We start from the raw sequence: 14,944 nt of genomic DNA, 5'->3' as shown, positions 1-14,944 counted from the left end.
GTCGGCGGTGCCCATCGTCAATCTTGTTCTGACAGTGGTGAACACCCGGCGGTTCACCGATCTCGCAGCCGACGCCGACCCGGTGGTCGGGGCGGTGTGGGTGTGCGTGCCGGCACGCGACGAGGCCGAGCGGATCGCCGACCTGGTGGACGACCTGAAAGTCCAGCACGCGATCGCGGACCTGCGCGTGCTGATCTGTGATGACGATTCCACCGACGGCACCGCGGAAGTTGCCGTCGCAGCTGCGGCCGATGATCCGCGTTTCACGGTGGTCCGCAACCAGCAACCGCCACCGGCCGGATGGACCGGCAAGAACCATGCCCTGGATCTCCTGACCGCCCAGATCACCGACGGAACGCTGGTGTTCGTGGATGCCGACGTGCGTCTGGGCCCTGCCGCACTACACCGCGCAATCGGCACACTGGCCAGGTCGGGCGGCGGGCTGCTCACCGTGTGGCCGTCGCAGCAGGCCGGATCCCTGCTCGAGTACCTGGTTCAACCGCTGCTCAGTTGGTCCTGGCTCAGCTCGGTGCCGTTGGCCATCTCCGAGCGTCTGCTACCCCGGTCGATGGCCGTGGCGAACGGGCAGTTCCTGGTGACATCGCTGGATGACTATCGCCGCGCCGGCGGCCACAGCGCGGTTCGCGCCACCATCACCGAGGATCTCGCGTTGGCCCGCCGTTACCGCTCTGCCGGGATGTCGTCGGCGATCCGCAGCGGTCGTGGGGTCGTCTGGTGCCGGATGTACGACGGTGCGGCAGACACCTGGGGCGGATACCGGCGGTGGCTGAGCACCGAGTTCGGAAGCCCTGCGGGCGCGAGCATCGTCGCCTTGGTCGCCGGTGTCGTCTACGTACTGCCGGTGGTGGACCTGGTCCGGGGTCGACGCCGGTCCCGTGCGTTGCTGTCGCTGGCCGCGGCGTCTGCGTCGCGAATGGTCGCCCGACATGCCGAAACCGGAGCGCTCGGCCCGGTCGATATCGTCTCGGCCATCGCACATCCGGTGTCCACCGCTCTGGCCATTGCAGCGGTGGGCGACTCACTGCGGGCGCGCCGGCGCGGCACACTCGACTGGAAAGGTCGCGGTCTCACGCCACGCTGATCGACGGGCGAGCTGGCCGGACTGTCAGGCAGCCATCACGTTCATACCGAGGCGCTCGAGGACCTCGCTGGTGGCCTTGGCGAAGTTGAGACTGCAGAAGTGCAGACACGGCACGCCCTCATCGATCAACCGCTGAGCCATCTCCGTGGCCAGGTCGATCCCGACCGCCCGCACAGCTTCGCGGTTCTCCTCCGAACCGTCTCCCGCCGCCGCGGCGAGCCGCCGGTCGACGGCCTCGGGCAGCACCGATCCCGACAGCTCGACCATCCGCCGCACCGACGCCAGTGACGTGATCGGCATGATCCCGGGAATCAGCGGCTTGGCACCCTGTTCGGGGTCCATGGCGGTGACCCGGTCGCGCAATCGCAGGAAGTCATCGACGTCGAAGAACATCTGCGTGATCGAATACTGGGCTCCGGCGCGGAGTTTCGACACCAGATACTTGGTGTCGTGGTCGAGGTCCGGCGCCCGGTGATGGCCTTCCGGGAAGGATGCGACACCGACGTTGAAGTCGCCGAGTTCCTGCACGAGCCGCACCAGTTGTTCGGCGTACTCGACGCCCTCGGGGTGCTTGACCCACTCGCCGAGCGGATCGCCCGGGGGGTCACCGCGCAACGCGAGGATGTTGGTGATGCCCTTGTCCGCGTACCCACCGATCATCGCGCGCAGTTCGGCGACGCTGTGCCCGACCGCGGTCAGGTGCGCCACCGGCAGCAATGTGGTCTCCCGGGCGAGCTGACCGGTGATACGCAGCGTGCGATCGCGGGTGGACCCACCCGCCCCGTAGGTCATGGACACAAAAGCGGGGCCCATTCGTTCGAAGATCCGCACCGTACGCCACAGACGCGCCTCGGCCTGCTCATCGCGGGGCGGGTAGAACTCGACCGAAAACGGCACCGGCCCCGGATGTGGCTCGGCCAGCCGCTGCACGATCGACGGGTGGGATTGCTGCGAACTCACCTGACAAGCATACGGTCGGCGCCGTGGTCGAGACCATGAGGTGCCACAGACGTGGTCAACCCGCGACAACACGACACCGATCGCGCCACCGCTAAGGTGAAGCCGTGGCAATCGAGTTCCTGCGCGACGTCCCGATGGCGACCACCGAGTTGTTGCGGCAGGTCTTCGAAGACCGCAGGGCCACGGTGACTGCCATCTCCCCGGGTTTCGCCGACGCGGTGGATGCGATGGAGGCTTTTGTCCTGCGCGGCGGTAAACGGGTCCGGCCCACCTTTGCCTGGGCCGGCTACCGCGCCGCCGGCCCGTCCCGGACACTTCCCGACGAGATGCTGACCGTGTGCGCGGCCCTCGAGCTCGTACAGGCCTGCGCCCTGATCCACGACGACATCATCGATCGTTCCGACACCCGACGGGGTCACCCGACCATCCACCGCCAGTTCGAAGAAGGACATCGGGCTGCCGGATGGCTCGGCTCGGCGGACCACTACGGCGAAGGTGCGGCCATCCTGCTCGGCGATCTCGCGCTCGCGTGGGCGGATGATCTGCTCGCAGGCGCCGGATTCGCCCCCGACATATTCGGCCGGGTCACACCGGTGTGGTCCGGGATGCGGACAGAGGTACTGGCCGGGCAGCTGCTGGACATCCGGACCGAGGCGTCGGGGGACGAATCCCCTGCCGCCGCTCATCGGGTGATGCGATTCAAGACGGCGGCGTACACAGTGGAACGGCCGCTGCAGCTCGGCGCCGTGATCGGTGGCGGCGATGACGCCCTGGTGGATGCACTGCGCTCGTTCGGCACCGACATCGGCGTGGCGTTCCAGCTTCGCGACGACCTGCTCGGGGTGTTCGGCGATCCGTCGGTGACCGGTAAGCCGGCAGGCGACGACCTCCTGGCGGGCAAGCGCACCGCATTGCTGGCCGCCGCACTCGATTTCGCGGACACCAACGATCCGGTTGCAGCACAAAAGCTTCGGGACGGAATCGGGCACGACCTGGGTCCAGCGGACTTGGCCGAGATCACCGGGATCATCGAAAGCAGTGGCGCAGTGCAGGTTGTGGAGCAGCAGATCGACCGTCTCGTCGACTCGGCTCTGACAACTTTGGCCGCCAGCAACGCGACCCCGGCCGCCAAATCCGAATTGACGGACCTGGCCACGGCCATGACCCGGCGGCAGACCTGAATGGCTCGCTCTGACACCGCACGTCCGCGCACGTCGATGGGCGACAACGTTCGTCGGCTGCGTGAGTTCGGTGCGACGGCGATCGGCGGATCCGTCCTGCTCGGTCTCGCCGGGTCATTGCTCGTCACCATCGGGAGCTTCGGAGTCGGCGACATCCCGCGGAATCAGACCTCACTGCAGGATCTGGGATTGTCGTGGCTGTCGTTCGGACACGGGAAAACACTTGCGGGAATGTCGTTCTGGCTGGGTGTGGCGATGATGGTGGTCGCCTGGGTGCGCGTGGGTCGAACGCTCCGCGCCGCCACCCCCACCGACGGCGCAGCTCGGACGGTCGGCTGGGCAGCCGTCGCATGGTCGGCGCCCCTGATGGTCGCCGTGCCGCTCTACAGCCGGGATGTGTACGCGTATCTCGCCCAGGGGGCGTTGTTACGCGACGGATTCAACCCGTATGCCGATGGGCCTGCCGTACAGCCCGGGGCCCTGCTCGACTCGATGGCCCAGGTATGGGCGACCACCACCGCTCCCTATGGTCCCGCGTTCATGTCGCTCACCGGCGCGGTCACCCGGGTGACCGGCGACGAGCCCGTGGTGGGTGTGCTGGTGATGCGGCTGGTCCTGGTGCCCGGGCTGTTCTTGACGTTGTGGGCACTTCCGAAGCTGGCCAGGCATTTCGGCACCGACCCCGCTCTGGCGCTCTGGCTCGCCGTGCTCAATCCTCTTGTGCTGGTGCACCTGGTGGGAGGACCGCACGTTGAGCTGCTGATGATGGGCGTGCTGATCGCCGGGGTCACGCTCGTGGTGACACGCAGACACGTTGCCGGCGTCGGCGTTCTCGCCCTCGCCATGTCGATCAAGATCACCGCCGGTGTCGCCATCCCCTTCGTGTTGTGGATCTGGTTGTCCCACATCCGCGATGAGCGTGACGTCCGCTCCAGGGACGTGGCTCGCGTTCTCGCCTGGATCATCGGGGTGTCCGTGGCCGTCTTCGGGTTGCTGACGTTGCTCGTCGGCCACGGGTTCGGCTGGCTGCTGGGACTGACGTGGGCGGCAAAGATCATCAACTGGCTGACCATTCCCACCGCGGTGGCGCACATCATCGCTTTTGCCGCATCACCTTTCACAGCCCTGCCGCTGTTGCCGGTGCTCGAGGTGACGCGCGCGGTGGGGTCGGTTGTCCTGGCACTGACCCTGGTGGGTCTCTGGTTGTGGTTCCGACGAGGTGAGCGTGCCGCGGTCACCGGGATGGCGTGGGCCATGCTCGCCGTCCTGTTACTCGAGCCGTCCACGCTGCCCTGGTATTACACCTGGGCACTTGTGCTGGCCGCCGCGTTCACCATCGAGCGATGGGCGGTCGTGGCAATCGTGTTCTATTCGGTGTTCCTCCTCCAGGTGTTCGGGCCGGACGACGAGATCTTCATGTACAAGCTGACCGATGTGGTTGTCGCCGTTGCCCTCTCGGCACTCGCGGGTTGGTCGTTGATCCGTGAGGACCCCTTACGCCTGCGCCGGGTGACCCGTGGCCGCTCCCCGGCCCCCGTCACAGGAACGCCCGCATGATCGGTGACGGGCGACTCGAACCCGCCTACGAGCACTGCCGCAAGCTCACCGCCACCCATGGCCGCAGTTACTACCTTGGTACGCAACTCCTCTCACGGCGACAACGTGCCGGCGTCTATGCGCTGTACGGTTTCGCGCGCATGGTCGACGACATCGTCGACACGGACTCCGGGCAACACCGACTGTCCGCACTCGACGCGATCGAGGCCGACCTCCACGCGACTCTGTCCGACCCGGGACATCTCCCCCACCGGCCCGAAGTGCTGGCCGTCGCGGACACCATCACCACTTTCGACATCGACCACCGGTACTTCGACGCGTTCATGCGCTCGATGAGGATGGACATCCCCGACAGCGGAATCCACGTCGCGCGGTATCGGACGATGGCCGAACTGCGCGACTACATGTACGGGTCGGCAAGCGTGATCGGATTACAGATGTTGCCGATCCTGGGCACGGTGGTCGACGGGGATGTTGCCATCGCGCCCGCGCGAGCGCTCGGCGACGCGTTCCAGCTGACCAACTTCATCCGGGACGCCGGCGAAGACCTCGATCGCGACCGCATCTATCTGCCTGTCGATGAGCTCGCGGTCTTCGGGGTGGACGAATCCATGCTGCGACGGTGCCGACGCACAGGTCAGGTACCGGGTGAACTCCGCCGTGCCCTGGCGCATCTGATCGCGGTGACCCGTGCGGAATATCGGCGCGCCGAACCGGGAATCGAGATGCTGTCGCCGTCGAGCCGGCCGGGCATCCGAGCAGCATTCACCATGTACCGCGCGATTCTCGATGAGGTGGAACACAGCGGCTACCGGGTACTCACCGAACGCGTTCGAGTGTCGAAACCGGCCCGCCTCGGTCACGTCGCCCGTGCCTTGAGCAGCCGGAGGCGCACGCCAACTCGATCCTGAGTCCGGTACCGAACCGGCCCGATCAGGAGGGACTGGTCAGAACGCTTCTGCCTGGGCGCGACGCACCATCTCACGGGCCTGATGTCCGTGCAGTGCCTGAGCCGGGGTGATGTCGAGGTCATCGTGAGGCGTGAACAGCCACCGCAAGGCCTCGTCGCGGCTGAAGCCGCCGTCGAGGAGGACATCGATGAGCCCCGGAAGATGTTTGGTGATCTCAGGGCCGTCCAAGAACAGGGCCGGGATCGCCACCTGGCCGTCACGGCGAACCCCGAGCAACTGGTGGTCGGTGATCAGGTTGAGGATCTTGCTGTTCGAGAATCCCATTCGGGAGGAGACCTGCGACACCGACAACACCTCGACGTCAGCAGGCAGCGTGTCTTCGGAAAGCGGTACGGAACCCACGGGGACGAGGGTACCCAGGCGATGGTCGACGCGTCGAATCACCGGTCCGGGTGAGGGCGCCACACATGTTCCGTGATCTTTTCTCGACACTCCCTCGCTAGGGTGGACTCGTTGTTCGTGTCCCGCCCTGCCGAGAAAGGCCCAAGTTGGTGAACGCCCCGTCCGACGTGTTGCTCGGCGTCCTGATCGAGCGTCGCTATCGGATCGATGCGCTGATCGCCCGCGGCGGGATGTCGAGTGTGTATCTGGGCATGGATCTGCGCCTCGATCGTCCGGTGGCGGTCAAGGTCATGGATCCGCGTTTCTCGGCCGACCCGCAGTTCCTTGCCCGCCTCGAGTTCGAGGCCCGGTCGGTTGCCCGGCTGAAGGACCCCGGCCTGGTCGCGGTGTACGACCAGGGCGCGGACGGCGACTACGCCTTTCTGGTGATGGAACTCGTCCAGGGCGGCACCCTGCGGGAGTTGCTGCGTGAGCGCGGACCGATGCCACCCCACGCGGTCACCGCGGTCGCGGCACCGGTCCTGGGAGCACTCGGCGCGGCGCATCGTGCCGGGCTGGTGCACCGCGACGTCAAACCCGAGAACGTCCTCATCTCCGACGACGGGGAGGTGAAGGTCGTCGACTTCGGGCTGGTCCGGGCGATCGCTGCCGCCGGGATCACCTCCAACAGCGTGATCCTCGGGACCGCTGCCTACCTCTCCCCCGAACAAGTGGAAACCGCGTCGGCCGATGCTCGTTCCGACGTGTACTCAACCGGCATCCTGGTGTTCGAGATGCTCACCGGCCGAACACCTTTCACTGGTGATACCGCCCTGGGCCTGGCCTACCAGCGGTTGCACAACGACGTCCCGCCGCCGGGTTCCCTCATTCCGGGAGTGCCCCGCGAGTTCGATGAGTTCGTCCTCACCGCGACCGCACGCAACCCTGCAGATCGCTATCGCGACGGACATCACATGCGCGAGGTACTCGCCGAGATCGCGGACGATCTGCAACTGCCCGCGTTCACCGTCCCGGCACCGACCCGCTCCGCCGAACGCGAGACCATGGTCGCGTTCCGCGACCGCCAGCAACACCGTCCCGGAGCCGCCGTCGACCCCGACCTCACCGACCCGTTACCGGCCAAGGCTGCCGCGCAACCCGACGTCCGTAACCCGACTCGTGTGCAGACACTTCCACCGGACACCCGGCATCCCGAAGGGCACGGACCGCCTCAACCCCCGACACCTCCACCCGCCTACGCCCAGGGCCCGCCGCCGGGTTCACCCATGTTGCTGTCGCATGCCGCCGAGTTCGAGGAACGCCGGCGCAAGTCTCGCCGCAATGCGCTGATCTGGGTGCTGGTGGTGGTGCTGCTGGCCGCGACGCTCGGCGTCGCCGGGTGGTGGCTCGGGTCGGGTCGCTTCACCACCGTTCCCGAACTGAACGGGATGGACCGCGTGGCAGCGACCGAGGCCATCGAAGACGCCGGACTCGACGTGGTGGACAACCCGACGTACGACAACGAATTGCCGGTCGACCAGGTGATGGCCGTCGAGCCCGCGCCGGGCACACGGGTCAGCAGATTCTCGGACGTCGATCTGTCGTATTCGGTGGGACAGCCCAAAGTCCCGGACCTCTCCTCGGGTGATCCGCTGGCCGTGGTCGAGGAACGTCTGCGCGACCGCACTCTCACACCCGTGGTTGCACGCCAGCAGTACAGCGCCACTGCGCCGAAGGGATCGGTGGTCTCACTCAGTCCCAGTTCGGGCACCACGGTCGCGGTCGGCAGCGAAGTACAGATCATCACCAGCAGAGGCCCCGAACCGATCTCGGTGCCTGATGTGGCAGGACGCGATCAGGACGATGCCACCGCGCTGCTCAAGACGGCGAAACTCAAGGCCGGCACCGTCCGCAAGGAGTTCAGTCCGGATGTCGACGGCGGCAAGGTGATCGGAACCGACCCCGGCGCGGGCACACTCGCGGAGCCGGGCAGCACCGTCACGCTGGTGGTGTCCGACGCGATCAAGGTGCCGGACCTGTCCGGCAAGACCCCCGACGAGGCGCGGCGGGTCCTGCAAGACGCGGGGCTGATCGCGCAAGACGGCGGCACGTCCACCGACGGCGACGCCAAGGCGGGCACCATCACCACCGCCAGCCCCGCCTTCGGGGCAAGGGTGGACCCTCGTGACCCCGTTGTACGCATCTTCGTATCCGACGGCGTCGATGTCCCGAACGTCACCGGCGACACGGTCGGGACCGCGAAGAGCAAACTCGAGGCGGCCGGCCTCTCCGTGGACAGCCGGGGCCTGACGCGCTCGAGCGTGTCGCTCGTGGTCGGGCAGAATCCGGGTGGCGGCACCCGGGTGAAGCAGGGCAGTACGGTGCAGATCACCTCGTTCCCCTGAGGTTGCCCGAACGGCGAACATGCCCGGTCTCCTTCGAGTGGCCCGGTGTGATGTGATTGCCGGTGACACGGGGTGCCGAACACGTCGGCTGAGATCAGACCCGCTGTACCTGACCAGGTAATGCTGGCGGAGGGATGTTCATCGTGAATTCAGTTGCGCCCGAGGATGATTCCGATCACCGGCCACTGTCCGAGCAGATCGTCCTGGTGACCGGCGGGGCCCGTGGACTCGGCGCCGCCATCACCCGGGCGTTCGCCCTCCAGGGCGCGCGGGTGGCCATCAACTTCCACCGCAGCCAGGCGGCCGCCGACGCGCTCGCCGACGAACTGGGGGCCGGCCGATGCCTGGCCGTGCAGGCAGATGTCACCGATCGGAACGCGGTGCTGGACATGTTCGCAACCGCTAGTGCGCATTTCGGAGCTCCCGTCACCACGGTTATCAACAATGCGCTGATCGACTTCTCGTTCAACGGCGATGCTCGGCCGCCCGTCGACGCCATCGAATGGCAGGCGTTCGACGCCCAGCTACGCGGCAGTGTCGCCGGCGCTCTGCACACCACACAGGCAGCTCTGCCCGGGATGCGCGAGGCGGGATTCGGTCGCATCGTCACCATCGGGACCAACCTCGTCCAGAACCCGGTTGTGCCCTACCACGACTACACCGCGGCCAAGGCTGCACTGCTCGCGCTGACTCGGACCCTGTCGGCCGATCTCGGACCCGAGTCGATCACCGTCAACATGGTGTCCGGTGGCCTGCTGCGCACCACCGACGCCAGTGCCGCCACCCCCGAGGCGGTGTTCGATCTCATCGCCCAGAGCACGCCCCTGCGACGGGTCACCACCCCCGCCGAGTTCGCCGACGCAGTTCTGTTCTTCGCCTCACCGTGGGCACGGGCAGTGACCGGTCAGAACCTGGTGGTCGACGGTGGCCTCGTCAAGGATTGAGGCACCGCCCCCTCCCGTCGAGCGGTTATCCCCGGAGCATCTCTGCGACGAGGAATGCCAGCTCGAGTGACTGCTGGGTGTTCAGCCGCGGATCACACGCGGTCTCGTAGCGTCCGGCCAGATCCATGTCCGAGATGTCCTGCGCGCCACCGAGACACTCGGTGACGTCTTCCCCGGTGAGTTCGATGTGCACGCCGCCGGGATGGGTTCCCAGTGCGTGGTGGACCTCGAAGAAACCTTGCACCTCGTCGACCACGCGGTCGAAGTGGCGGGTCTTGAAGCCGGTACTCGCCTCGTGGGTGTTGCCGTGCATCGGGTCGCACTGCCAGATCACCTTGTGCCCGGTGGCCTCGACCGCCGCGACGATCGGTGGCAGCAGGTCACGAACCTTGCCGTTGCCCATCCGGGCTACCAGGGTGAGACGGCCTGGCACGTTGTGCGGATCGAGTCGCTCGACGTACTCGGCGGCAAGCTCGGGTGTGGTGCTCGGGCCGATCTTGAGACCGATCGGGTTGGAGATCAGCTCGGCGAACGCGATGTGCGCTCCGTCGAGCTGGCGGGTCCGGTCGCCGATCCACAAGAAGTGTGCGGACAGGTCGTAGAGCACCTTCTTGCCGCTGTCGGGGTCTTCCGGGTCGTCGGCGAGCCGAAGCATCGCACGCTCGTAGTCGAGCACGAGAGCCTCGTGTGAGGCGTAGATGTCTGCCGATTCCAGGTTCGAGTCGCGGACCCCGCAGGCGTCCATGAAACGCAGCCCACGATCGATCTCCGAGGCGAGCGCCTCGTAACGCGCTCCGGCCGGCGATGTGCGCACGAACTCCCGGTTCCAGTCGTGCACGCGGTGGAGGTCGGCGTGACCTGCGCCGGTGAGCGCTCGAACCATGTTCATCGCGGCACTGGCGTTGGCGTATGCCCGGACCAGTCGAGACGGATCGTGCTCGCGGACGGCCTGTTCGGCGACGAAGCCGTTCACCATGTCGCCGCGGTAGGACGGCAGCCCCAGGGCATCGGTATCGGACGAGCGCGGCTTGGCGTACTGGCCGGCGATGCGGGCCACCTTGACCACAGGCATGCTGGCGCCGTAGGTCAGCACCACTGCCATCTGCAGCAGGGTGCGGATGTTGCCCTTGATGTGCGGCTCGGTGTTGTCGGCGAAGGTCTCGGCGCAGTCGCCGCCCTGCAGCAGGAACGCCCGTCCCAGCGCGACCTCGGCGAGCTGCGCCTTGAGGCGCTCGACCTCGTTCGGCAAGCAGATCGGCGGGACACTCTCGAGCACCGTGCGCATCGCGCGGGCCTTGTCCTCAGGCCAGCTCGGTTGCTGCAGCGCAGGCTTGTCCAGCACCTGTGCAAATCGCTCTGCCAGGTCTCCCGGCAGCGGCGGCAGTTCGGGCAGTTCTTCAATCGGAACGTCTACGGTCCAGTTCACCACGTGCCCAGCCTAATGCCCCGCGTGATCGAGCTGCCCCTCACCTCGGAACGCCTCGATGGCCAGCCACTTGTTCAGGTTGTGCCGGGCGTCGGCGAGCGCGTCGTGGGCGTCGTCCGGAACCGGAGGCAATTCGGGGCGGCCGCTCAATTCCCAGTGTTGACGCAGTTCACGGGTGTACCTCGGCATCAACCGCGGCAGGGCGGTCATCGGTCCCCACAGTTGGCAGAGCACCACGTGGTCGTAGGCGCCCACCCAGGCCCACAGCTCGATGCGGCCTTCCCCGGCGGTCAGGAACTCCAGCAGGTCGTCGCGGATGCGCGCGCGGCTACGCCATGCCTTGGACGCCGGCGACGGCAGCTTGGGCAGAACCTGTGCGCGCACCCACTGCCCGGCCCGGTCGGGATCGAACTCGGTGGACACCGCGTAGAACTCACGTCCGTCCTCGGCAACGACTCCGATCGACACCAGTTCGATCGTTCGTCCGTCCTCGATGAACTCGCAGTCGTAGAAATAACGCACCGGCGGCTCAGGCGGCCGGCGATGTGTTGGTGGCGGGCGGCTGACCCTGCTCCTTGAGCGAGGCGGCGTACACGTCCACGTATTGCTGGCCGCTCAAGTGCATCAACTCGTACATGATCTCGTCGGTGACGGCGCGCTCGATGAAACGGTTGCCCTCCATCCCCTCGTAACGACTGAAGTCGAGGGGCTTGCCGATCTTGACGGTGATGCGCCCGAACCGCGGGATCGTCGTCCCGGGCGGGTTGAGTTCGCTGGTGCCGATCATGGCCACGGGGATCACGGGGACACCGCATTCCATCGCGATCCGCGCGAGGCCGGTCTTGCCCTTGTACAGTCGCCCGTCCGGCGACCGGGTCCCCTCCGGGTACATCGCCATCAGGTCACCGGTGTCGAGCTTGCGTTTGGCGGCCGTCAGGGCCCCGGCCGCGGCGTCGGCACCGGTGCGGTCGATGGGGATCTGACTCGACGCGTTGAAGAACCACCGCTGGAAGGCGCCCTTGGCGCCCGTTCCGGTGAAGTACTCGCTCTTGGCGAGGAAGTACATCCGCCGCGGCACCATCAGCGGGAGATAGAAACTGTCGACCACCGCAAGATGGTTGCTCGCCAGGATCGCCGGTCCTTTGGCCGGAAGGTTCTCCAGCCCTTCGACTTTGGGGCGCCCCAGCACTCGCAGCGCCGGCCCCATCAGGACGTATTTGAAGACCCAGTACCACATGTCTTCCCACTCTCCGACGAATCACTTCCGACCGCCACTGTCACCGACACCACATACGCACAAAACCTTACCCACCCCACTGCGGTGGCGTCAGCGCCTGGCCTCGGTCCTCGCGATCTGGGCTGCGCCGATCATCCCGGCCGCCTCGCCCAGCTGGGTCCCGCGGATTCGCGCCATCCTCCGGTGTCCGGCACCGGTGAGCAACGCCGAGTAGTGTTCGCGCGCCTCGTCCAGGAACAGGCCCGAGGACGAACCGACACCACCGGCGAGGACCACGAGGTCGGGGTCGAACACGTCACAGCACATCGCCAGCCCCAGACCCAGCCATCGCGCGAACTCGGCGAACGCCGCCAGCGCCAGTGCATCGCCTTCGTGCGCCGCCGCCGCTATCCGCCGTCCGGTCAGCGAGCCGGGGTCGTCGGCGATGTCGCGGGCGAGCTTGCTGTTCCACATCCCGCCGTCGGCGATCAGCTCGACCACCGTGTCGACCAGAGCCGTTCCGCTGCAATACCTTTCCCAACACCCGAACTTGCCGCACGAGCATGGCCGGCCGTCGGGCATCACCCGCAGATGGCCGAGTTCAGGGGCGACACCGAAGCTGCCGCGGTAGATCTCGCCATCGAGCAGCAACCCCGCCCCGATGCCCGTGCCGATCGCGATGACCAGCGTGTTGTGACCTCGCGCGGCTGCGCCGAAGTGATACTCGGCGACTGCGGCGGCGTTGGCGTCGTGTTCGCAAACCACCGGCAGTCCGATCCTGCGTGACATCTCCTCGGCCACACGCGCCTCCCGCCAGGGCAGATGAGGCGAGAAGCGGATGACCTGACGATCGCTGGTGAGGAACCCGGCGACGGCGACACCCACCCCGATGACGTCCCAGCGTGCGGTCAGTTCGGCGACGGTGCGGTCGAGGCAGGTCTCGAGCGCGGACACCGTCGTGGGGGTCTGAGCCCGTACCGTGTCGTGCACCTGCCCCTGCTCGTCGACGATCGCGGCACGGATGCTGGTACCTCCGATGTCGATACCGATCGCCATGTCCCCGCGCTGACCCTGACGGTTCGGCGTGGACTCACGGGCACTCACGGATCACCCCGCGGGACGTCCCCCACCGGCTCGAACAGCACGGTGATGGGCTGATAGCCGGCGTCACGGGCACCCGTGCCGGCCGGACGCCGCGGCCCGGGTTCCGGACGCGCCCCGATGACCTGCTCCAGCGCCTGCTGAACCGCCTCGAGGATGGCGATCAGCTGACTGAGCAGCTGCCACAACAGATCCCCGGCCTCGTCGATGATCGTGTCGAACGCCAAGCGTGCCTGACCGACGAAGTCGGTGGCCACAAACGAGGCGCCATCCCCCGTCGCGCCGCCGCCCGCCCGTCTCGCCGCCGCCCCGTTCTCGTCGAGCAGCACGGATGCGAAGTGGTCGACTCGCTCGAGGACACCGAGGACGAGGGTGCGCCAGGCCTCGGCTTCGCCACCTGACCGGGCGCCGCCGGGCCCACCTGCGGCCCTGCCCTGCTCGTCGCTCACGCCGGCCTTCTCTCGTTCGACTGCTTGCGCCATCGGACACTCTCGGGGTGCCCGCCATTCTTACTCATCTGTCAGTTCTGCGGCCACACATCGGGGTCCGGCCGAAAGCGTACGGTGAGGTCGCCGGCGTCCCAGAACGCGCCCAGGACGACGCACCGCCGCAGAACCGACGGCAACCGTATCCGCTGCCGCACCCCGCTCACCGTGATCATCAGATCGTCACCGCTGCGGCCGAGCTGTAGTCCCGACGGGTCGGGAAGCGACTGCTTCCACGTCATCCGATAGATCGAATCGAGTCCGGACCCGGACTCGCGTTCGACCCTTGCGGCCCGTGGACCCACCGCTGCCATCTGTCCCCCGGACAGATCGACGCCGAGCTTACGCAACGACAAGACCGAATCGATCGGAGCGGAGAGCCACGGCACGCACACCACTTCGGCCTCGTCCTTGGTCGCCCGCAGATGATCGAGCGCCGCCGACTGGGCAGCGATCTGGTGGACGAGCCACGAAGAACTGCCGGGCGCGTCCGCTGTGTGCGCGCCGACCGACAACACCTCGGGCAGAACACGATTGGCCAAGATGGTCGACACCGGCAACCCCATCACCTGCAAGACGGCTCGGGTACGGTCCAGCGAGGCCGCACCGTCGCGATCGAGCCCGACCACCACGTGGACGTGAACACCGGACGCGTCGAACAGCAGCTCGTCGACGTCCGCGCAATCGCGCACCAGCGCATCGACCATCCCCACGACGCGGGCGATGCGTGCGTTGTCCGCGGCGGCCGCCAGTCGCCGGTGTCGCGGCCACAACCTCTCGATCATGTCGGCCACCATCTGCGGAACCCGCATGAGCTCGAAGGGATCGACACCACCGGACATGTCGATCACCACCTGCGCCCATTCACCTGACGCCGCCTCATCGCGAATCCGGCGCAGCGCCAGCAACGACTCGACTCCGGGCATCCCGAGGATCTCCTCGGGGTCGAGGCCGGACACCACCGCGCCGGCCCCGGGCACACCCGTACCGGTCAATTCCCCAGCGGTCAGCGCAGAACGCACCGAACCCCACATCTGCGAAACCATCGCCAATGTGTCCAGTTCGAGTACGTCCACCTGTTGCGAGGCCGGGACAGGCTCGCCGGGCGAAGCGAACACACCGAAGATCGCCGAGACGGCACGGAAACGGCCGAGTGACACCAGAAGCGTCTTCCCGCGTCGTCCGGACCCGCTGTGGTGTTGCGGCAGGCCGACGGCACCGGCGGCGGCAACCGTCGACGTTCCGGCACCACCCGGCCCGAGAACGAGGTGGATG

The 14,944-nt window shown here is 67.2% G+C and carries 14 protein-coding genes and 1 riboswitch; of the genes, 6 read left to right on the top strand and 8 right to left on the bottom strand.

The annotated features are described in order from the left end of the window. Positions 1–7: 7 nt before the first annotated feature. A complete protein-coding gene (locus KXR83_RS15565) occupies positions 8–1,102 on the top strand; it encodes a glycosyltransferase (protein ID WP_437425579.1) in 1,095 nt (364 codons plus the stop codon). Positions 1,103–1,126: 24 nt separating this feature from the next. On the opposite strand, the gene KXR83_RS15560 is transcribed toward KXR83_RS15565, so the two are convergent. Further along, entirely contained in the window at positions 1,127–2,062 is a 936-nt protein-coding gene (locus KXR83_RS15560; RefSeq protein WP_023953714.1) for a methylenetetrahydrofolate reductase, read from the bottom strand. Between the two features lie 104 nt (positions 2,063–2,166). Here KXR83_RS15560 and KXR83_RS15555 point away from each other — a divergent pair, with 104 nt between their 5' ends. Genes KXR83_RS15555 through KXR83_RS15545 form a run of 3 tightly spaced genes read left to right on the top strand, consistent with a single transcriptional unit; the run spans position 2,167 to position 5,711 of the window. Next, a complete protein-coding gene (locus KXR83_RS15555; RefSeq protein WP_437425578.1) occupies positions 2,167–3,243 on the top strand; it encodes a polyprenyl synthetase family protein in 1,077 nt (358 codons plus the stop codon). A gap of 36 nt (positions 3,244–3,279) precedes the next feature. Next, positions 3,280–4,800: an alpha-(1->6)-mannopyranosyltransferase A gene (locus KXR83_RS15550; RefSeq protein ID WP_437425850.1), complete on the top strand. Its 1,521-nt coding sequence runs from the start codon at positions 3,280–3,282 to the stop codon at positions 4,798–4,800. Continuing rightward, on the top strand, positions 4,797–5,711 hold the full coding sequence (locus tag KXR83_RS15545; protein ID WP_437425577.1) for a phytoene/squalene synthase family protein: 915 nt from the start codon (positions 4,797–4,799) through the stop codon (positions 5,709–5,711). Before KXR83_RS15550 ends, KXR83_RS15545 begins: the two co-directional genes overlap by 4 nt. Before the next feature lie 36 nt (positions 5,712–5,747). Here KXR83_RS15545 and KXR83_RS15540 read toward each other — a convergent pair whose 3' ends face one another. Next, the gene (locus tag KXR83_RS15540) at positions 5,748–6,113 is read right to left on the bottom strand and encodes an Rv2175c family DNA-binding protein (protein ID WP_437425576.1); all 366 of its coding nucleotides are present in this window, start codon (positions 6,111–6,113) and stop codon (positions 5,748–5,750) included. Between the two features lie 149 nt (positions 6,114–6,262). On the opposite strand from KXR83_RS15540, the gene pknB reads away from it, so the two are divergent. Together pknB and KXR83_RS15530 are read left to right on the top strand one after the other, a co-directional pair. Continuing rightward, positions 6,263–8,497, top strand: a complete 2,235-nt coding sequence (gene pknB / locus KXR83_RS15535; RefSeq protein WP_437425575.1) for a Stk1 family PASTA domain-containing Ser/Thr kinase — start codon at positions 6,263–6,265, stop codon at positions 8,495–8,497. A gap of 58 nt (positions 8,498–8,555) precedes the next feature. Further along, positions 8,556–8,649, top strand: a riboswitch (TPP riboswitch). Next, a complete protein-coding gene (locus KXR83_RS15530; protein WP_437425574.1) occupies positions 8,641–9,441 on the top strand; it encodes a 3-oxoacyl-ACP reductase in 801 nt (266 codons plus the stop codon). It overlaps the preceding riboswitch by 9 nt. Before the next feature lie 25 nt (positions 9,442–9,466). Here the strand turns inward: KXR83_RS15530 and KXR83_RS15525 are convergent, their stop codons facing one another. The 6 genes from KXR83_RS15525 to KXR83_RS15500 all read right to left on the bottom strand — a co-directional run bounded on the left by KXR83_RS15525 (position 9,467) and on the right by KXR83_RS15500 (position 14,943). After that, complete coding sequence (locus tag KXR83_RS15525) at positions 9,467–10,870, bottom strand: class II 3-deoxy-7-phosphoheptulonate synthase (protein WP_437425573.1); 1,404 nt, start codon at positions 10,868–10,870, stop codon at positions 9,467–9,469. Positions 10,871–10,879: 9 nt separating this feature from the next. Beyond that, entirely contained in the window at positions 10,880–11,389 is a 510-nt protein-coding gene (locus tag KXR83_RS15520) for a polyadenylate-specific 3'-exoribonuclease AS (protein ID WP_437425572.1), read from the bottom strand. Between the two features lie 7 nt (positions 11,390–11,396). Next, a complete protein-coding gene (locus KXR83_RS15515; RefSeq protein WP_062799543.1) occupies positions 11,397–12,104 on the bottom strand; it encodes a lysophospholipid acyltransferase family protein in 708 nt (235 codons plus the stop codon). Positions 12,105–12,194: 90 nt separating this feature from the next. Beyond that, on the bottom strand, positions 12,195–13,139 hold the full coding sequence (locus KXR83_RS15510; RefSeq protein ID WP_030171484.1) for an ROK family protein: 945 nt from the start codon (positions 13,137–13,139) through the stop codon (positions 12,195–12,197). A 44-nt stretch (positions 13,140–13,183) separates the two neighbouring features. Next, positions 13,184–13,666: a hypothetical protein gene (locus KXR83_RS15505; RefSeq protein ID WP_437425571.1), complete on the bottom strand. Its 483-nt coding sequence runs from the start codon at positions 13,664–13,666 to the stop codon at positions 13,184–13,186. A gap of 38 nt (positions 13,667–13,704) precedes the next feature. Next, positions 13,705–14,943, bottom strand: a complete 1,239-nt coding sequence (locus tag KXR83_RS15500; protein ID WP_437425849.1) for an ArsA family ATPase — start codon at positions 14,941–14,943, stop codon at positions 13,705–13,707. Position 14,944 lies beyond the last annotated feature (1 nt).

This window comes from Williamsia muralis (assembly GCF_051487485.1).
Taxonomy (GTDB): domain Bacteria; phylum Actinomycetota; class Actinomycetes; order Mycobacteriales; family Mycobacteriaceae; genus Williamsia; species Williamsia muralis_B.
This window is presented reverse-complemented; position numbering and strand designations above follow the sequence as displayed.